The sequence below is a fragment of the Alloalcanivorax profundimaris genome, assembly GCF_015265435.1.
GTDB lineage: Bacteria > Pseudomonadota > Gammaproteobacteria > Pseudomonadales > Alcanivoracaceae > Alloalcanivorax > Alloalcanivorax profundimaris.
This window is the reverse complement of the sequence record NZ_JABJWH010000015.1, coordinates 28,434-45,830: the sequence shown is the minus strand read 5'-3', so window position 1 is coordinate 45,830 and position 17,397 is coordinate 28,434. Positions and strand designations below refer to the sequence as shown.

The 17,397-nt window shown below is 67.4% G+C and carries 15 protein-coding genes and 1 pseudogene; 8 read left to right on the top strand and 8 right to left on the bottom strand.

Annotation, left to right across the window (positions count from 1 at the left end; translation table 11 throughout):
* Window positions 1–69: 69 nt before the first annotated feature.
* Both dctP and HMJ39_RS09330 read right to left on the bottom strand, forming a co-directional pair.
* On the bottom strand, window positions 70–1,116 hold the full coding sequence (gene dctP / locus HMJ39_RS09335; protein ID WP_161385688.1) for a TRAP transporter substrate-binding protein DctP: 1,047 nt from the start codon (window positions 1,114–1,116) through the stop codon (window positions 70–72).
* Between the two features lie 192 nt (window positions 1,117–1,308).
* Window positions 1,309–2,768: pseudogene (locus tag HMJ39_RS09330) on the bottom strand (amidase).
* 74 nt (window positions 2,769–2,842) lie between these two features.
* On the opposite strand from HMJ39_RS09330, the gene HMJ39_RS09325 reads away from it, so the two are divergent.
* Entirely contained in the window at window positions 2,843–3,265 is a 423-nt protein-coding gene (locus tag HMJ39_RS09325; RefSeq protein WP_161385690.1) for a VOC family protein, read from the top strand.
* Window positions 3,266–3,271: 6 nt separating this feature from the next.
* On the opposite strand, the gene HMJ39_RS09320 is transcribed toward HMJ39_RS09325, so the two are convergent.
* Window positions 3,272–4,501, bottom strand: a complete 1,230-nt coding sequence (locus HMJ39_RS09320) for an ATP-grasp domain-containing protein (RefSeq protein ID WP_161385691.1) — start codon at window positions 4,499–4,501, stop codon at window positions 3,272–3,274.
* A 195-nt stretch (window positions 4,502–4,696) separates the two neighbouring features.
* Between HMJ39_RS09320 and HMJ39_RS09315 the strand changes: the two genes are divergently transcribed.
* Entirely contained in the window at window positions 4,697–6,655 is a 1,959-nt protein-coding gene (locus HMJ39_RS09315) for a hypothetical protein (RefSeq protein ID WP_194297101.1), read from the top strand.
* Between the two features lie 78 nt (window positions 6,656–6,733).
* Here HMJ39_RS09315 and cspE read toward each other — a convergent pair whose 3' ends face one another.
* The gene (cspE, locus tag HMJ39_RS09310; RefSeq protein WP_161385693.1) at window positions 6,734–6,940 is read right to left on the bottom strand and encodes a transcription antiterminator/RNA stability regulator CspE; all 207 of its coding nucleotides are present in this window, start codon (window positions 6,938–6,940) and stop codon (window positions 6,734–6,736) included.
* Window positions 6,941–7,268: 328 nt separating this feature from the next.
* Between cspE and HMJ39_RS09305 the strand changes: the two genes are divergently transcribed.
* Window positions 7,269–8,300, top strand: a complete 1,032-nt coding sequence (locus tag HMJ39_RS09305) for a methyl-accepting chemotaxis protein (RefSeq protein WP_194297100.1) — start codon at window positions 7,269–7,271, stop codon at window positions 8,298–8,300.
* Here the strand turns inward: HMJ39_RS09305 and HMJ39_RS09300 are convergent.
* Entirely contained in the window at window positions 8,287–9,594 is a 1,308-nt protein-coding gene (locus HMJ39_RS09300) for a short-chain fatty acid transporter (RefSeq protein WP_161385696.1), read from the bottom strand. The genes HMJ39_RS09305 and HMJ39_RS09300 overlap by 14 nt on opposite strands.
* Window positions 9,595–9,716: 122 nt before the next feature.
* Window positions 9,717–10,157 carry a potassium channel family protein gene (locus tag HMJ39_RS09295; protein ID WP_161385697.1) on the bottom strand — a complete coding sequence of 147 codons (441 nt, stop codon included), beginning with the start codon at window positions 10,155–10,157 and terminating at the stop codon, window positions 9,717–9,719.
* A gap of 167 nt (window positions 10,158–10,324) precedes the next feature.
* Between HMJ39_RS09295 and HMJ39_RS09290 the strand changes: the two genes are divergently transcribed.
* From HMJ39_RS09290 to HMJ39_RS09275, 4 genes are all read left to right on the top strand, one after another.
* A complete protein-coding gene (locus HMJ39_RS09290) occupies window positions 10,325–11,443 on the top strand; it encodes an AI-2E family transporter (RefSeq protein ID WP_194297099.1) in 1,119 nt (372 codons plus the stop codon).
* An 88-nt stretch (window positions 11,444–11,531) separates the two neighbouring features.
* Entirely contained in the window at window positions 11,532–12,050 is a 519-nt protein-coding gene (locus tag HMJ39_RS09285) for a methylated-DNA--[protein]-cysteine S-methyltransferase (RefSeq protein ID WP_194297098.1), read from the top strand.
* Between the two features lie 77 nt (window positions 12,051–12,127).
* A complete protein-coding gene (locus HMJ39_RS09280) occupies window positions 12,128–13,786 on the top strand; it encodes an FAD-binding dehydrogenase (protein ID WP_194297097.1) in 1,659 nt (552 codons plus the stop codon).
* Between the two features lie 73 nt (window positions 13,787–13,859).
* Window positions 13,860–15,020 (top strand): AAA family ATPase, encoded by a 1,161-nt coding sequence (locus tag HMJ39_RS09275; protein WP_194297096.1) that lies wholly within the window; start codon window positions 13,860–13,862, stop codon window positions 15,018–15,020.
* A gap of 1 nt (window position 15,021) precedes the next feature.
* Here the strand turns inward: HMJ39_RS09275 and HMJ39_RS09270 are convergent, their stop codons facing one another.
* Window positions 15,022–15,285 (bottom strand): DksA/TraR family C4-type zinc finger protein, encoded by a 264-nt coding sequence (locus HMJ39_RS09270; protein WP_161385702.1) that lies wholly within the window; start codon window positions 15,283–15,285, stop codon window positions 15,022–15,024.
* A gap of 98 nt (window positions 15,286–15,383) precedes the next feature.
* On the bottom strand, window positions 15,384–15,938 hold the full coding sequence (locus HMJ39_RS09265) for an HdeD family acid-resistance protein (RefSeq protein ID WP_161385703.1): 555 nt from the start codon (window positions 15,936–15,938) through the stop codon (window positions 15,384–15,386).
* Between the two features lie 135 nt (window positions 15,939–16,073).
* Between HMJ39_RS09265 and HMJ39_RS09260 the strand changes: the two genes are divergently transcribed.
* Entirely contained in the window at window positions 16,074–17,288 is a 1,215-nt protein-coding gene (locus HMJ39_RS09260; protein WP_161385704.1) for an MFS transporter, read from the top strand.
* Window positions 17,289–17,397: the final 109 nt, after the last annotated feature.

The window sequence follows — 17,397 nt, the reverse complement described above, 5'->3', positions numbered from 1 at the left end:
CGGGGGGCTTCAATCAATCAAAGGAAAACGGGGGCGCCGGAACGGCGCCCCCGGAGGTTCACATCGGAATTACAGGTAACCCAGGTCGGAGAGGAAGTCCTTCAGCTTCTGTACCGCTTCGGCGGCCTTGTCGCTGCGCTCGGCTTCTTCATCCCACATCTTCTGCGCCACCTGGGCCAGTTTGTCCTGGACGTCCTGGGGCATGGTGTTGACCTGCACGCCCTGGTCGGCCATTACCTTGGCCAGGGTAATCTGCTCTTTGTAAAGATACTCGTTGGTGCGCACCCAGAACTGCTCGTCGAGGGCGTCCTTGACGATCTTGGCCATGCCCTCGGGCAGCTTGTCGAGCGCCTTCTGGCTGACGATGAAGGCGTCGGTGCCGGCGATATTCAGGGCCGGGTGCACGTGGTACTTGGCCACTTCGTAGAGGCCCATGCTGGCCGCGCCCTGCACCGCGCCCCAGTGGGCACCGTCCACCACGCCGCTGGAGAGCGCCTGGTACAGCTCGCCGCCGGGTACGTAGGTGGCCGCCGCGCCGGCTTCGGTAAGGAATTTCTGCAGCGCGCCGGAGGAGCGGATCTTCAGGCCGGTAAAGTCATCCCAGCTCTCGATCGGCTTCTTGGAAACCATCTCGGTGGGGTAGACCTTGTCGGTGGAGTAATAGACGTTAAACTTCGCCGCTTCCTCGCGAAGCATGTCCTCGAAGCCCATGTTCTTGTGGAAGTAGGCCGCTTCCCAGACGTTGCGGAAAGCAAACGGCATGCCGGAAGCGATGCCCGCCAGGGTCATTTTGTCCTGGGCGTAGGCCGGGGAAATGGTGCCCATCTGGATCACGCCACGGCTCACCGCGTTGAAGGTTTCCTGGGCCTTGAACAGGGCGCCGGCTTCATAGAGCTGCAGTTCGAGCTTGCCGTCGGTGCGCTCCTCGATCACGCGCTTGATGCGTTCCAGGCTGTCCTTGTAGGAACTGCTGGAGCCGGGCCAGTGGGACTGGACCTTCCAGGTGATGGTGTCCTCGGCGGCCTGGGCCAGCGGGGAGAGGGCAACGGTGGCCGCCACGGCGATCACAGAGCCACCGATCGCGAGGGTCTTGCGGAAACGATGAATCAGACTCATGGGGAGCTCCTGGTTGTTGTTTTCACCCCGGGTATTTCGCATAGCGAAACACCAAGGCCAAAAAATGAAACTGCGAGAGAAATGTAGCACAGCTCTCGCCTTCCCCAATACCCTCTTTTTCCCAAGGAGCCCCCTTTGGGGGGGTCATGTATACAAGTTTGTTCCTCTTGTTACCCCACCAACCGCCGCCGCTCAGGCCGCCGGTGGCGCTGGTGGCAGCGGCGCCAGAATTTCGGACAACCGGGCGGCGAACGCCAGCACGGTGCGATCCTCCAGATAAGGACCGATGATCTGCACCGCCAGCGGCAAACCGTCCGCGCTCAGACCGATGGGCAGCGTGGCCGCCGGCAGGTAGACGCCGCCGGCCAGCCCGGCCCACACCAGAATGTCCATGTACGGCTGATCGACACCGTTGACGCTCAGCACCCGGGCATCCGGCCCGGGGCTGTGCTGGTGAGGGAACGGCAGGGTTTGCACCACCGGGCACAGCAGCACGTCGTAATCATGGAAGAAGTGGTCCCAGGCCCGGCGCAGGCCCTGGCGGCGCTCGTCGGCGCGCAGCCAGTCGGCGTGGGACTGGGTGGCGCCCCGGGCGAAGCGGGTCTGGTAGCCGTTGTCGTCCGCCGGCGCGGCGGCGGCGCTTTCCACCATCCGCTGGTACAGGTCGTCGGGCAGGCCCACGCCCATGGTGCCCGCCAGCAGCTGATAGTAGACGTCGTAGGCGTCTTCCAGGGTGACCCCGTCGGGCCGCGCCGCCGGGTCCACCGTCACGCCGGCCTCGCCCAGGTCCGCCAGCAGCCGGTCCAGGGCGGCCTTGAGGGTGCCGTCCACCGGGCAGCGCGGATCGTCCAGCCAGGCGGCCACGCGGAAATCCTCCAGATCCTGGTGGCGCGACGGCGGCAGTTCCAGACGCCAGGCCGGAGCCTCCTCCCGCTCCGGCGCCGCCAGCACCTCCAGGGCCAGCTCCAGGTCGCCCACATTGAGGGCCATGGGCCCGGCCACGGACAGATCCCGCCGGGCCAGCGCCCCCGGCGGCCCGGGCACGTGCCCCCGGGTGGAAATCAGCCCGTAGCTGGGCTTCAGCCCGCACACCCCGCAGAACGCCGACGGCGTGCGGATCGAGCCGCCGATGTCGCTGCCCAGCTCCAGGGGCGAAAAACCGGCGGCCAGGGCCACGGCGGCGCCGCCGGAGGAACCGCCCGGGGTCAGGTCCGTGTTCCAGGGGTTGTTGGTGGTGCCGTAAATGTCGTTGTAGCTTTGCAGATCCCCGGCGTAGGCGGGCACGTGGTCTTGCCGAAGATCACCACGCCGGCGTCGAGCAGGCGCTGCACCGCCCGGCTGGTGGTCTCGGAAACATGGTGGCGCAACCCCTCCACACCGGCGGTGGTGGGCCAGCCGGTGATCTCGTAGGTTTCCTTCACGGTCATCGGCACGCCGTGCAGCGGGCCCCAGTCCTCGCCCCGGGCCAGCGCCCGATCCGCCTGCCGGGCCCGCTCGCGGGCCAGGTCGAAACGGCGCACCACCACGGCGTTGAGCGGACCGTCCAGCCGCTCCACGCGATCAATGAAATACTCCAGGGCGGCCTCGGCGGTAATCGCCTTGTTACGGATACGGCGCGCCAGGGCGCGGGCGCCGATGCGATGCAGGTCCATGAACTCTCCCTCTGTTATTATGGAATGACATTCTGTCCGGTCTTCCATTCCTTGTATCAAAGGGCATTCGAAACATGAAGTATCTGCATACCATGGTGCGCGTCCGCGACCTGGACGAGACGCTGCGTTTCTATTGCGACGGCCTGGGCCTGCGCGAAACCCGCCGCAAGGAGGTCCCCAAGGGCCGCTTCACCCTGGTGTTCCTGGCGGCGCCGGACAGCCCGGAGGCGGAGCTGGAGCTGACCTGGAACTGGGACCCGGAAGAGGACATGGGCTCGGCGCGCAACTTCGGCCACCTGGCGTTCCGGGTGGACGACATCTACGGCCTGTGCGAGCACCTGCAATCGATGGGCTACACCATCAACCGCCCGCCCCGGGACGGCCACATGGCGTTCGTGCGCTCCCCGGACCTGATCTCCGTGGAACTGCTTCAGAAAGGGGACGCCCAGCCCCCGAAGGAACCCTGGGCGTCCATGGAGAACACCGGCACCTGGTAGGCGCGATCAGATGTAGAAGTCCAGATCCTCCTGGTGCTTGAGCAGGTCGCGCATCCGGTAGGGGTCGTCGCCGTGGAAATACACCAGGCCCCAGTGGGTGCCGAAGGCGGTGCGCTTGGTGACGGTTTCTTCCAGGGGCGGGGTCAGCTCGTGGAAATCGAAGTAGGGGTCGTCCTGGGTCTCCTCGGGAATCTCCAGGCGGCTCACCACCCGGCGGCGCGGGTAGACGCCGAAGCAGCCGGCGTGGCCGTCCGCGTCCACCACCTCGCGGGGGAAGAACGCCTTGATCTCCTCCGCCGTGGCTTTCGGGTCGAACACCAGCACCATGCCCTGGTAGGCGTTGAAGCCGTAGACCCGTTCCAGCAACTCGAACACCTTGAAGCCCGGCGGCCGGAAGGCCACTTCGCCGAAGTACATGGTGCCGTCGCTGGTGACGAAGTATTCCGGGTGGATGAAGCCGGATTTCAGGTCGAAGGTCTTGATCAGCTTTTCGATCTCCTCGCGGATACGCGGCCGCCAGGCTTCCAGCTCCGGGCTCGCCGGCACGAACACGGAATAACCCAGGGTCACGTATTCGGAGATGTTCAGGAAACAGATTTCGCCGTCGTGTATCCAGGCTTCCACCGCGAATTCCCAGCCGTCCAGGTGGCTCTCCATGAGCACCGGAAATTCCTCGTCGGGGATGGTGTCCACTTCGTCCGGCGTGCGGATCACCCGGTGGCCCAGGCAACCGGCCTTGTCGAAGGCCTTGAGGTGAATCGGATCGTTGGGGTCGCCGTCCAGCTTGAGCAGGGTCTGGTTGACGCGCTTGAGAAAGCGGATCACATCGTCGCGGTCGTGGGCTTCCTCGAAAATGCCCACGCGGATGCCGCCCAGCTGCGCGCGCCGCTTCATCAGCGCCTTGTCGCGGAACAGCACGGACTGACCGTACAAGCGGGGGTTGTCCATCAGCACCGAGTTGATGGCGCCGGCCCATTCCACGGTTTCCTCGAACAGCGGCACCGCCACGTCCACGCCTTCATCGCGCAGCTGCTCGGCGATTTCCATGGAGCGATCGTTGAGCCGCTCGAAATCCCAGCGGATGTAGGGAATGTCGTGTTCCCGGGCGTAGTCCTCGGCCCAATTGGGCGCCACCACCACGAACCGGCGGTCGAATTTCTCCAGGGCGTCGATGGCGTTGAGGCTCCAGCCCAACAACGCGATGTAGCCTTTTTCCGGATCTTTCTCCTTTACCATGAGGTCACCTCCTGTCGAGGGTGCGCCCATTAAAAATGAGTGGAACCGGCGTTCGGCCGGCGGGCGGCCCTGTCTCCACACTAGCAGAACCGCTCCGGCGCTGCAGAACGCCCCCTGGCCGCGACGGGCTGGTGTTCGGGTATGATGACGGGCAAGCTACGCCTGAAAGGCCACCGAACATTGTCCGGAAGCAGCATGAGCAGCAGCGAAGTCCCCGACAGCGGCAACGCCGCCCTGGCCCGTTTCGAGCGCGCTTTGGATCAACTGGCCCAGAGCCGTGAATTCGCGAAAGGCCTGCACAGCGCCAAGGTACTGCAGCAGGCGGCCCGCCTGTTGCGCGAGCCGGACGGCCCCGCCCGACTGCTTGAGCGGGCCGCCGATCTGGAGGCCGCCGGCGTGTTCGCGGGCACCGACTGGGCCCACCCGGAGATCCTCCAGGCCGACCTCACCGTCAACACCCTGCGCCTGGGCCACGCCGACGACATCACCCTGGAGTGCCTGAGCGAACTGCGCCTGCTGGCGGTGGCCCGGGGCCTGCCCCACCCGGCGCTCTCCGCCGAGCAGGCCCACCACTACCTGGCCCAGGTGCTGGCGCTCAACCTGGACCTGCTGTTCGACCTCGGCGGCGAGGCGATCCGCATCCGCCAGGGCCGCCTGGCGCCGGCGGTGCGCGGGGTGCTGCAACTGCTGGTGGAGCACATCGGCTACGACAACATCCTCGACCGCCTGATCGAGGAGATCTGGCGCATTCTGGCCCAGCGCCCGGTGCGTCTGGATCACATCAAGGCGATGATCACCCAGATCGCCGCCTGCCTGTACAACCCGTCCATCGACGTCTCCGGCAGCCGTGGCGCGGACCGCCTGGTGAGCGCCCTGTTCGGGCCCACCCAGGCCTGCTCCGAGGACCCGGGGCTGCCGCTGTACCAGGAACGGCTGGCGGCCATGGACGGCCCGTCCCTGGCCCAGGAAGCCAACGGCTTCGCCCGGGCCATGCACGACACCGGCCTGGTGTCGCCCTACCACACCCTGTTTCTGCGCTTCGCCCTGGACCAGTCCGCCGATCTGGTGAGCACCGCCCTGGGGCTGAGCGCCACCGGGCGGGACGGCCTGCTGTGCTATCAGGAGCTGGTGTATGCCCTGATCGACGCGGCGGTGCACCCGGAAACCGCCCAGACCGTGTACGGCCTGGCGCTGCTGCTGGAACGGGGCACCCTGTTCGCGCCGCCCATGGCGCCGGCTCTGTGGCGCCAGCTCAACCTGGAGCTGTGCCCGGAGGCGGAAGCCGCCATTCTGCGCGCCCAGGGCGAGGCCGTGCCCGCCCGGGTGCGGCTGCTGGCCGACGTGCTCGGCGTGCTGGGGTTGCCGCTGGGCATCGGCCAGGGCAACAACCCCACCTGCCAATCCGCCCGGGCCCTGTCCATGTGGGCCCACAACGACCCGGACTATCTGTTGCAGATGATCGTCTGGGCGGCCCGGGACGACGATCTGGTGATGCATTTCGAGGGCCAGCGGTTGTCCTCCAAGGAACTCAGTGTCGCCAACGCGGCGCCCCTGGACGTGGACGCCGTCTCCGCCCTGCTGGTGCCGCACCTGGATCGCATCTATCACGCCATGGGCGCGCTGTGCGCGGACCGGGGCGACGATCCGCACCGCTGGATCAACCCGGAATTCCACGGCTGGTGGGTGGGGCGCGGCTTCAAGCTGGCGGTGGACCTGGCCAGCGGCGCCCTGCGCGACTACGAAGGGTTCGTGCGCCATTTCCACGCCTGCTACCACCCGCTGCACAACGGCAACCAGCCGCTGATCCATCCGCAGCCGGCGGGCCTGGCGGTCACCGACAGCGCCGCGCGCTTCGTCGGCTGGCACGCCATCACCATCCAGCGCGTGGCCCTGGACCAGGAAGAGATCATGCGGGTGTACTTCTACAACCCCAACAACGATTCCGGGCAGGATCTGGGCAATGGGGTAAAGGTGTCCACGGAGGGGCGCGGCGAGCGGTTCGGCGAGTCTTCCTTGCCGGTGGCGGAGTTCGTCTCGCGGCTCTACATCTTCCACTTCGATCCGCTGGAGCACCTGGAACCGGCGCGCGTGCCGGCGCGGGACGTGGCCGAGGTGGAAGCGCTGGCGCGCGGCAGCTGGGCCCGGGACCGCTGATCCGGGTAAGCCGCGCATAAAAAAACGGGGCCCGATGGGCCCCGTTTTTCGTTCCGGTCCTGGGACCGGGTGGCTGCCTTATACGGCGACCACGTTTTCCGCCTGCGGGCCTTTCTGGCCCTGAGTGACGGTGAACTCAACCTGTTGGCCTTCGGCCAGGGTTTTGAAGCCAGAGCCGGTGATGGCGCTGAAGTGAACGAACACGTCAGGGCCGCCATTCTGCTCGATGAAACCAAAACCTTTTGCTTCGTTGAACCACTTAACGGTGCCGGTGGTGGTGGACATAATCGTCTCCTGATATTTCATAACTTGAACTTGGGTAGCCCGAAAACGGGCCGGTTTTGCTGAAAGGTCTTACGGGCTACTTATGAAGGTCAGGACGAAGACTACGGAAGGGCATCGAACGGGGTTCATAAATACGGGCGTACTTTCTAGCTCCGGCCAGCATACACCGCCAGAACTCCCGGTCAATCTATTTCGCGCTTCTAAAGTTCCAGGGGCCGCCGCCGATATACGATTCACAGGTGTTTTTCCTTATAAAACAACCACTAACAGATAACAAAAGGCCCACTTATTGCATAGGGTCCGGTTGCCAAGCGATAAGGGGTACGACATGCAAGACAACACCATTCTCGAACTGGCCTACGACATCTCCCAGGTGACCCGCGAAAAGGTGGGCGCCATCGAGGAGATCATGCAGACCACCAAGATCCTGGCCCTCAACGCCCGCATCGAGGCGGCCCGGGCCGGCACCGCCGGCGCCGCCTTCGGCGTGGTGGCCGAGGAAATCGGCAATGTCTCCGAGGAGATCAACCACATCGCCGCGGATTTCCGCGACGCCGTGGAAGGCCACACCAGCCGCATCGAGGACGTGGGTGAGCGCATGCTCACTGACTTCCGGGGCCAGCGCCTCACCGATTTGTCCCTGAACGCCATCGAGATCATCGACCGCAACCTGTTCGAGCGCTCCTGCGACGTGCGCTGGTGGGCCACGGACTCCGCCGTGGTGGCCGCCGCCGACAACGCCGACGCGGCCACCCGGGAGCACGCCGGCGAACGGCTGGCCACCATCCTGCGCTCCTACGTGGTCTACCTGGATCTGTGGATCGCCGACGCCGACGGCCAGGTGGTGGCCAACGGCCGCCCGGACCGCTACCCCGGCGCCGTGGGCCTGGATGTATCGCGCAGCGCCTGGTTCCAGCAGGCCATGGCCACCGCCAGCGGCGACGATTTCGTGGTCACCGACATCACCCTCAACAGCGCCCTGGACGACGCCGCCGTGGCCACCTACGCCACCGCCATCCGGAGCGAGGGCCGCGCCGACGGCGACAAGCTGGGCGTGCTCGGCATCTTCTTCGACTGGAGCCCCCAGGCCGGCGACGTGGTCAAGGGCGTGGGCCTGAGCGAGGAGGAACGCGCCCAGTGCCGGGTCATGCTGCTGGACGCGGAGCACCGGGTGATCGCCGACGCCACCGGCCGCGGCGAGCTGGGCTCGCCCTACCCGCTGCGGCCCGAGGGCCGGGAGCGCGGCTTCTACCAGGACGGCGACAAACTGGTGGCCTTCGCCCTGACCCCGGGCTACGAAACCTACCGGGGCCTGGGCTGGTACGGCGTCATCGAGTGCGACCTGGCTACAGGAAGGTAAGCCCGGCGCTGATCACCACGCCGGTGATGATCAGCAGCATCAGGCAGTAGCCCATGATGTCCTTGGCCTTGAGGCCGGCGATGGCCAGCACCGGCAGGGCCCAGAACGGCTGCAGCAGGTTGGTCCAGGCATCGCCCCAGGCTACCGCCATGGCCACCCGGGGCACGTCGGCGCCGAGGGCCTCGGCGGCGGGCAGCATCACCGGCGCCTGCACCGCCCACTGGCCGCCGCCGGAGGGCACGAAGATGTTGACCACGCCGGCGCTGATGAAGCTCCAGAACGGCAGGGTCTGGGCGCTGGCGATGGAGGCGAAGCCGTTGGAGATGGTCCCGGCCAGCCCGGAGTCGGTCATGATCGCCATGATGCCGGCGTAGAACGGGAACTGGATAACGATGCCGGCGCCGCCCTTGATCGCCTCGTGCAGGCTGATCAGCAGCCGGCGCGGGGTCTGGTGCAGCACGATGGCCAGGAACAGGAACATGAAGTTGACGATGTTCAGGTTCAGGCCGCCGCCCTGGCTGAAGTAGTAGACCGCGTAGGCGATGCCGCTGAAGCCGATCAGCCAGGCCAGTACGCGGCTGTTCTCCAGATGCTCGGCGGGCCGTTGCGGAGCCTCGTCGGGCACTTCCGGATCCTGGATGCGGGCGCGGTCGACGAAGAAGCTCTCTTCCTCCGGCGGCAGCATCAGCCGGTTCACCAGGGGCACCACGATGAACAACGCCACCACGATGGCCAGGTTGAAGAAGGCGAAGATGGTGTCGCCGGTGCCGATCACGCCGATCTGGTCCTCGGTGAAGTGCCCCGGGGTGGCGATGGTCAGCGGAATCGAGCCGGCCAGGCCACCGTGCCAGACGATGAAGCCGGCATAGGCGCTGGCGATCAGCAGCGGGTAATGCACCTGTATGCGCCGCGCCAGGGCCTTGGCGAACAGGGCCCCCACCACCAGGCCGAAGCCCCAGTTGATCCAGCTGGCCACCAGGGCCACATAGGTGACCAGCAGGATCGCCTGCCCCGGCGTGCGCGCCAGGGCGGCCAGCTTGTCGAGAATGCCCTTCACCAGGGGCGTGCTGGCGAGCATGAAGCCAGTGATCAGCACCAGCAGCATCTGCATGGAAAAGGTGAGCAGATTCCAGAAACCCTTGCCCCACATGTCCATCACCGCCACCGGCGACTGGCCTTCCACGGCCATGGCGGCCACCGCCGCCACCAGGGTCAGGATCAGAACGAAGATGTAGGGATCGGGCAGATAGCGGTCCACCAGACGGACCAGGGGCTGGGACGCGCGATTGAGCATGACGGGCTTCTCCCGGTTGTTGTTTTATTCGCTGTTATTCAACACCCGAGGAATTATCCGGCCCCGGCGGGCCCGCCGGCAATCCGATCACGCCACACTTCGACCAAAGTCGAATACGGCGCTCAGCCCGGCCGGCGCCAGTAGCGCTGCATCTCCAGGTACAGGAAGGAGGCGGTCCAGGTGATCAGCACCAGGCCGGTGAGGGCTTCGATGCCGGTGAGGTAGCGCACGTCGCCGATCGGCTGAATGTCGCCGAAGCCAAGGGTGGTATAGACGGTGAAGGAGAAATACACGCAGTCCATCAAGGTGCCGTTGTAGTTACCGGAAAAGGTGGCGCTGAATTCCCCCCAGCCAAGCTGGTTGACCATCACGTAATAGGCGATGCCGAACAGCCACACCTCCACGGCGTGGGCCACCAGGGCGCCGCCCACGCCCACCAGCACCCGGTAACGGTGCTTGATGCCCGCCTTCGGCAACCACACGGTGATGCGCGACAGAAACTCGTAGTGGATCAGGACCACCGCCGTCACCAGGAGAACGTTGACGGCGACAATGTAGACCATGCGTCTTTCCCCCGGGCCGGACGCTCAGGCCGGCAGTTTATCCCAGTGCCGTCACCAGCGGCCAGCGCGCCGCCGCTTTACGCCTTTTTACGCCGGGTGACTCAAGTTCGCCGCCGGCGCCCCGTAAACTCCTTGTTTCCACAGCCCGGCACGGAGAACGCCCCTTGATGGACGACGCAACGGACGATGCACGGCCCACCCCGGAAGAGAACGAGGCCGCCCGCCGCGAGACCCGCAAGCTGATGGAAAGGGTCACGGTGCGCTCGGCCATGCTCACCGGCATCTTCGTGCTGCTGGTGATGTACACCCTGTACGCCGCCGCCACCCTGTTCGCGCCGCTGGTGGTGGCCTTTCTCACCAGCCTGATCTTCACGCCGGTGGTGCGCGCCCTGCGGCCGCTGCGCATCGCGCCGCCGGTGAGCGCGGCGGTGATCGTGTGCCTGGTGTTTTCCCTGGCGGTCAGCGCCCTGTACGGGCTCTCCGAGCCGGCCATGGAGTGGCTGGAGAAGGCGCCCCGGGACCTGCGCAAACTGGAGCTGGAATTCCGCGAACTGGCGGCGCCCATGGAAAAACTGCGCCAGGCCAACGAACAGATCGCACGCATCACCCCCGGCGAGGGCGGTAATGACGCCGGGGGCGGCCAGGTGCCCTGGAGCCCGGTGAAGTGGCTGCTGTCCGGCACCTGGTCGGCGCTGTACGGCATCGCCATCAGTTTCGTGCTGCTGTACTTCATGCTGGCCTCCGGCGACACCTTCCTGCGCAAGCTGGTGCGGGTGATCCCCCAGTTCGAGAACAAGCGCGCGGCGGTGGCCACGGTGCGCGAGATCCAGAACCGCATCTCCATCTACCTGGCCACCATCTCCATCATCAACCTGTGCCTGGCGGCCGTGTCGGCGCTGATTCTCTATATTCTGGACGTGCCCAACCCGATTCTGTTCGGCGTCATGGTGGGGATGTTCAACTACGCGCCCTACATCGGTCCGGTGGCCAGTTTCACGGTGATTCTGCTGGTCAGCCTGCTGCACTTCGACGGGATCTACGCCACCCTGCTGCCGCCGGCGCTGATCCTCGGCCTGAACGTGCTGGAAGGCCAGTTCATCACCCCCACGGTGGCCGGCCACCGTCTGGCGTTGAGCCCGGTGGCGGTGTTCCTCTCGATCCTGCTGTGGGGCTGGATGTGGGGCGTGGTGGGCATTCTTATCGCCGTGCCCCTGCTGGTGTGCATCAAGCTGGTGTGCGACAACATTCCCTCGCTGCGGCTGGTGTCCGCCTTCCTGGGCCGCTAGCGCGCCCGCCATGTCCGAAAACAGCGAGCCCGCCTCTCGCGGCCCGCCTACAATGGCGATTATCACCGGTTACCCTGGCGGAGACACCATGCACACCGACGCCGATGTCCATCATCCGATCGAGTCCCCCCTGGGCCCCTTGCTGCTCACCGGCAACGGCGAGGCGCTCACCGGGCTGTACATGAAGCGCTGGAAGGAAAGGCCCGAGGCGGACCGGGAACGCTACCGGGACGACGCCCTGTTCCGCGCCGCCCGGGAACAGCTGGCGGCCTACTTCGCCGGCCAGTTGCGCGAGTTCGAGCTGCCACTGGCACCGCGCGGCAGCGACTTCCAGCAAAGCGTCTGGCGGGCCCTGGCGGAGATCCCCTACGGCGAGACCGAAAGCTACGGCGAGCTGGCCCGCCGCCTCGGCAACCCGGGGGCGTCCCGCGCCGTGGGCCTGGCCAACGGCCGCAACCCGCTGGGCATCATCGTGCCCTGCCACCGGGTGATCGGCGCCAACGGCACCCTCACCGGCTACGGCGGCGGCCTGGAGCGCAAGCAATGGCTGCTCGACCACGAGCGCCGGCACGCCGGCGGCCAGGCCGCCCTGCCCGACTTCGGCTGACCCCGGCGGCGAATGCCTGACGATGGTGCCAGAAACCTGCTAGGTTTAAGGCCTCGCAACCTTCCAGGGGCATCATCATGGACAACAACAGCGATGCGATCGTGGTGGGCGCCGGCCTGGCCGGGCTGGTGGCCGCGGCGGAACTGGCGGACGCCGGCAAATCGGTGCTGATCGTCGAGCAGGAAGGAGAGAATTCCGTGGGCGGCCAGGCCCACTGGTCCCTGGGCGGCCTGTTCCTGGTGGACAGCCCGGAGCAGCGCCGCATGCGCATCAAGGACAGCGCCGAGCTGGCCCTGCAGGACTGGCTGGGCAGCGCCGGCTTCGACCGCGACGAGGACTACTGGCCGCGCAAGACCGCCGAGGCGTTCGTGGAATTCGCCGCCGGCGAAATGCGGCCCTGGCTGTATGAGCAGGGCATGCGCTGGTTCCCGGTGGTGGGCTGGGCGGAACGGGGCGGCTCCACCGCCACCGGCCACGGCAATTCCGTGCCGCGCTTCCACATCACCTGGGGCACCGGCCCCGGCGTGGTGGCGCCGTTCGAGCGCCGCGTGCGCGAGCACATGGACGCCGGGCGCATCACCCTCAAGGCGCGCCACCGGGTCAGCCGGGTGCTGACCGCCGATGGCCGCGTCACCGGCGTGGCCGGCGAGATGCTCGCCCCCAGCTCCGTGCAGCGAGGCGAGCGCTCCTCCCGGGACCCGATCGACGCGTTCGAATTCCACGCCGGCGCCGTGCTGGTGACCTCCGGCGGCATCGGCGGCAACCACGATCTGGTGCGCGAATACTGGCCCGAGGACCGGCTCGGCGAACCGCCGGCGCACATGCTCTCCGGCGTGCCCCACCATGTGGACGGGCGCATGATCGCCATCACCCGGGAGGCCGGCGCGGCGGTGATCAACAGCGACCGCATGTGGCATTACACCGAGGGCATGAAGAACTGGAACCCGATCTGGCCGGCCCACGGCATCCGCATCATTCCCGGGCCCTCGTCCATGTGGTTCGACGCCAACGGCCGGCGCCTGCCGGCACCCTGCCTGCCCGGCTACGACACCCTGGCCACGCTCAAGGAAATCCTGCGCAGCGGCCACGACTACTCCTGGTTCGTGCTCGACCAGTCGATCATCGAAAAGGAATTCGCCCTGTCCGGCTCGGAACAGAACCCGGACATGACCTCCGGGCAATGGAAGGAAGTGCTCAAGAGCCGCCTGGGCAAGGGCGCGCCGCCGCCGGTGGAAGCGTTCAAGCAACACGGCGAGGACTTCGTGGTGGCCAATGACCTGAAGACCCTGGTGGACGGCATGAACCGGCTCACTGGCGAGAACCGCATCGACCACGGGCGCCTGCTCGCGGAGCTCACCGCCCGCGACAACCAGATGGACAACCCCTACGCCAAGGACGCCCAGATCACCGCCATCCACGGCGCCCGCCACTACCTGGGCGACAAGCTGTTCCGCGCCGCCAAACCGCACAAGATCCTGGACCCGAAACACGGCCCGCTGATCGCCGTGCGCCTGCACATCCTCACCCGCAAGACCCTGGGCGGCCTGCACACCAACGTGGACGGCCAGGTGCTCGACGACGCCGGCGACCCGGTGGCCGGCCTGTACGCCGCCGGTGAAGTGGCCGGCTTCGGCGGCGGCGGCTACCACGGCTACAACGCCCTGGAGGGCACTTTCCTGGGCGGCTGCATCTTCTCCGGGCGCCGCGCCGGCCGCCACGCCGCCACCGTGGTCTAACCGGTGGCGCCCCTGTGAACCAGTGGCAATGGTGCTAAGCTGCGCACTGTTTTCACGGGGCGGAGGTCAAGGGATGCTGACCACATTGGCGATCAACAACTACCGTTCGGTGCTCGATCTGGCTCTGCCTCTGGGGCCGCTCAATGTGGTGACCGGCGCCAACGGCAGCGGCAAGTCCAATCTCTATCGGGCGTTGCGACTGCTGGCCGCCACCGCCCGGGACGATGTGGTGTCGGCTCTGGCCCACGAGGGTGGTCTGGAATCCACCTTCTGGGCCGGCCCGGAAACCCTGACCCGGGCCATGCGTGACGGCACCGCGCCGGTGCAAGGCGGGCCGCGCCAGGGGCCCCGGCGCCTGCGGCTGGGCTTCGCCGGCGAGGATTTCGGTTATCTCATCGAGCTGGGCCTGCCACAACCGGACAGCCGCACGGTGTTCAACCTGGACCCGGAGATCAAACGGGAAATGATCTGGGCCGGGCCGGCGTTGCGCCCGGCGGCGCTGCTGGTGGAACGCCAGGGCCCCATGGTGAAAGCCCGCGACGACCACGGCTGGCGGGTGCTCAGCGAGCACCTGAACAGCTTCGACAGCCTGTTCAGCCAGGTGGCGGACGCCCGCGCCACACCGGAGGTGGTGGCCCTGCGCGAACGCATTCGCGGCTGGCGCTTCTACGACCACTTCCGCACCGACGCCGGCGCGCCGGCCCGGCAAACCCGCCTGGGGACGCGCACTCCGGTGCTGCACCACGATGGCCGGGATCTGGCCGCCGCCCTGCAGACCATCCGCGAGATCGGCGATGGCGCCGCCCTGGACGCGGCCATCGAGGACGCCTTCCCCGGCGCGCGCCTGGGCATCGAGGCGCAACCGGACGGCCGCCTGCGCCTGGAATTCCATCAGCACGGCCTGCTGCGCCCGCTCACCGCCGCCGAGCTGTCCGACGGCACCCTCCGTTACCTGCTGCTGGTGGCGGCTTTGCTCACGCCCCGTCCGCCGTCGCTGATGGTCCTCAACGAGCCGGAGAACAGCCTGCACCCGGACCTGCTGCCCGCCCTGGCGCGGCTGATCGTGGCCGCCGCCGAACAGAGCCAGATCTGGGTGATCAGCCACGCCACCCGGCTGGTGGCGGCGCTGAATGAGGCGCCGGACTGCTCCGGGTTTCAGCTGGAAAAGGAACTGGGGGAAACCCGGGTGCCGGCGCTGGGGCTGCTGACGCGCCCCACCTGGCACTGGCCCTGACTCAGCGCAGTTGGCTGTCCTTGCTGCCGCGCCGGTTATAGCCTTCGGAGCGCAGGTCGTCGTCGTGCTCGCTCTGGCAGGGCACGCACAGGCGCACGCCGGGCAGGGCCTGGCGGCGCGCCTCGGGAATCGGCTCGCCGCATTCCTCGCAATGGGTCAGGCTGGCGCCCGCCGGCAGGCGGCTGCGGGCGTACTCCACTGACGAATCCACCGTGCTGTCGATCTGATCCTGCACCGCACCTTCCGGGGCCCATCCGGTCGCCATGGCACACCTCCGTGACGTGATTTCCCCTCAACAACACACCCTCGCGCCGCTGAATGCAAGCCATGGCGGGCGCCGGGCCCGCGAACAAAACCGCGCGACTAAAAAGCGCGGTTGTGCAGGCTTCTGAGGCGCAGGCCGGCGACGATCTGCAGCACGCCGTAGATCAGCATGCCGACGCCGAACCAGATGGTCGCCACCACCAGGCCGGCCAGGGGCTTGGCCAGGAACAAACCGCCCAGCACGATGCCCAGCAGCCCGGTAACGGCGATCACCCACTCGCCCCGCACATGGCGGCGGATCTGGAAGGCGAACAGCACCCGGAACACCCCGGCGACCACGAACCAGCACGCCAGCACCAGCAGCAGGGCCCCGGCGGTGGCCGCCGGATTGGTCACCGCCAGCAACCCGAACAGCAGCGAAACCAGCGCGTAGAACAGCATCCAGCCGCGCCCCGCCACGGCGCCGTTGGCGAACAGGGCCGCCAGCCCCACCACGCCCTCGGCCAGGGCCAGAACACCGATCGCCCAGGCCAGGGCCACGGCCGCCTCCAGGGGGGAGACCATGGCGTACAGGCCGACCAGCACACCGAGCACGCCGTAGAGCACCAGCAACCACCAGTGACGGCCGAAACCGTCCATGAACAGCGTCGTCATCGTTTCCATCTCCTCGTGAAGGGTCAACAGGGTGATTGTAGCCCCCGACGCGGGAAAGCGGACAGGATGGGTTCGCACCTGGCAATGCGCTAGAGTAGTGCGCCCTTTTCGCGCCGCCACCGTCTGGAAGCCCGCATGTCACTGGTCACGCCACCGCCGCACCGCCCCAATGCCCTGATCATGGTCACCGGCGGCATTCTCACGGCGCTGGTGGCGATCGTGTTCGCGCGGCTGGCCTACGGCGTGATCCTGCCACCCATGCGCGAGGACCTGGGGCTCAGCTACCGCCAGGCCGGCAACCTGGGCACCGTCACCGCCCTGGGCTATCTGCTGTTCGTACTGGTGGGCGGGGTCGCGGCGGGCCGCTGGGGGGCGCGCAATGCCGTGGCCCTGGGCCTGTTCATTCTCACTTTCGGTTTCGCCGGCCTGGCGGTGGCCTCCGATTACCGCTGGATCCTCGGCCTGATGGGTCTGCTGGGGCTGGGCACCGCCTTCTGCTTCGCACCCATGGTTTCGCTGCTGGCCACCTGGTACCCGGAGCGGCGCGGCCTGGTGATCGGCTGCATGGGCGCCGGCGTCGGCGCCGGCCTGTTCGGTACCGGCCTGCTGGTGCCCTGGCTGTCCGACGCCTTCGGCGACCATGGCTGGCGTTTCGCCTGGGGGCTGTTCGCCGCCTTCTCGGCGGTGGCCGTGGCCCTGGTGCTGATCGCGGTGCGCGATCCTGAACCGTTGGGCAGCGACGATCCGCAACGGCCGGCGCCGGCGGACAAATGGCGCATCTACCGCCACCCCCGGGTGATCACCATGGCCACCGTCTATGGCGTCATCGGCATGGTCTACATCATCCAGTCCATCTTCATGGTCAGCTATGTGGTGGAAGCCGGCCACGGTGACGACGTGGCCGGCTGGCTGATGGCCATGTCCGGCCTGCTGTCGGTGGCCAGCGGCCCGCTGTGGGGCTCGCTGTCGGACATCTGGGGGCGCGGCAATGCCCTCACCCTGGCCACCGCCGTGGTCACCCTGGCCATGGGCCTGCCGCTGCTGGACCAGGGGCTGCCGGTGTTCTTCGCCCATTTCCTGCTGATGGGCTGCGCGGTGAACGGCGTATTCACCATGATCCAGGCCGCCAGCACCGACCAGGTGGCGCCGCGCTTCATCCCCATCGCCTTCAGCTACGTCACCGTGTTCTTCGCCACCGGCCAGTTCCTGGGCCCGGCCATCGCCGGCGCGCTGATCGAATTCAGCGGCGGTTTCCACTTGGCGGTGGGCTTCACCTGCGCGGCGCTGCTGGGGGCCCTGCTGCTCACCCTGCGCATCCGCCGCTTCCCCCGGGACCTGGCGGTGGCCTGAGGATTCCCGGGCGCCGGCCGGTGCCCGGCGGCGCGGCATTATCATCGCCGGCCGTTCCTGATTAGAATGTGCCGCTTCGCCCGGCCGGGGCCCGCTGACGGACCCCGCC

What these genes read in the sequence shown, in the direction of transcription:
- dctP (WP_161385688.1), bottom strand. Translation starts at nt 1,116, where the DNA reads ATGAGTCTGATTCATCGTTTCCGCAAGACCCTCGCGATCGGTGGCTCT.
- HMJ39_RS09325 (WP_161385690.1), top strand. Translation starts at nt 2,843, where the DNA reads ATGAAGTATCTGCATACCATGGTGCGCGTCCGCGACCTGGACGAGACG.
- HMJ39_RS09320 (WP_161385691.1), bottom strand. Translation starts at nt 4,501, where the DNA reads ATGGTAAAGGAGAAAGATCCGGAAAAAGGCTACATCGCGTTGTTGGGC.
- HMJ39_RS09315 (WP_194297101.1), top strand. Translation starts at nt 4,697, where the DNA reads ATGAGCAGCAGCGAAGTCCCCGACAGCGGCAACGCCGCCCTGGCCCGT.
- cspE (WP_161385693.1), bottom strand. Translation starts at nt 6,940, where the DNA reads ATGTCCACCACCACCGGCACCGTTAAGTGGTTCAACGAAGCAAAAGGT.
- HMJ39_RS09305 (WP_194297100.1), top strand. Translation starts at nt 7,269, where the DNA reads ATGCAAGACAACACCATTCTCGAACTGGCCTACGACATCTCCCAGGTG.
- HMJ39_RS09300 (WP_161385696.1), bottom strand. Translation starts at nt 9,594, where the DNA reads ATGCTCAATCGCGCGTCCCAGCCCCTGGTCCGTCTGGTGGACCGCTAT.
- HMJ39_RS09295 (WP_161385697.1), bottom strand. Translation starts at nt 10,157, where the DNA reads ATGGTCTACATTGTCGCCGTCAACGTTCTCCTGGTGACGGCGGTGGTC.
- HMJ39_RS09290 (WP_194297099.1), top strand. Translation starts at nt 10,325, where the DNA reads ATGGACGACGCAACGGACGATGCACGGCCCACCCCGGAAGAGAACGAG.
- HMJ39_RS09285 (WP_194297098.1), top strand. Translation starts at nt 11,532, where the DNA reads ATGCACACCGACGCCGATGTCCATCATCCGATCGAGTCCCCCCTGGGC.
- HMJ39_RS09280 (WP_194297097.1), top strand. Translation starts at nt 12,128, where the DNA reads ATGGACAACAACAGCGATGCGATCGTGGTGGGCGCCGGCCTGGCCGGG.
- HMJ39_RS09275 (WP_194297096.1), top strand. Translation starts at nt 13,860, where the DNA reads ATGCTGACCACATTGGCGATCAACAACTACCGTTCGGTGCTCGATCTG.
- HMJ39_RS09270 (WP_161385702.1), bottom strand. Translation starts at nt 15,285, where the DNA reads ATGGCGACCGGATGGGCCCCGGAAGGTGCGGTGCAGGATCAGATCGAC.
- HMJ39_RS09265 (WP_161385703.1), bottom strand. Translation starts at nt 15,938, where the DNA reads ATGACGACGCTGTTCATGGACGGTTTCGGCCGTCACTGGTGGTTGCTG.
- HMJ39_RS09260 (WP_161385704.1), top strand. Translation starts at nt 16,074, where the DNA reads ATGTCACTGGTCACGCCACCGCCGCACCGCCCCAATGCCCTGATCATG.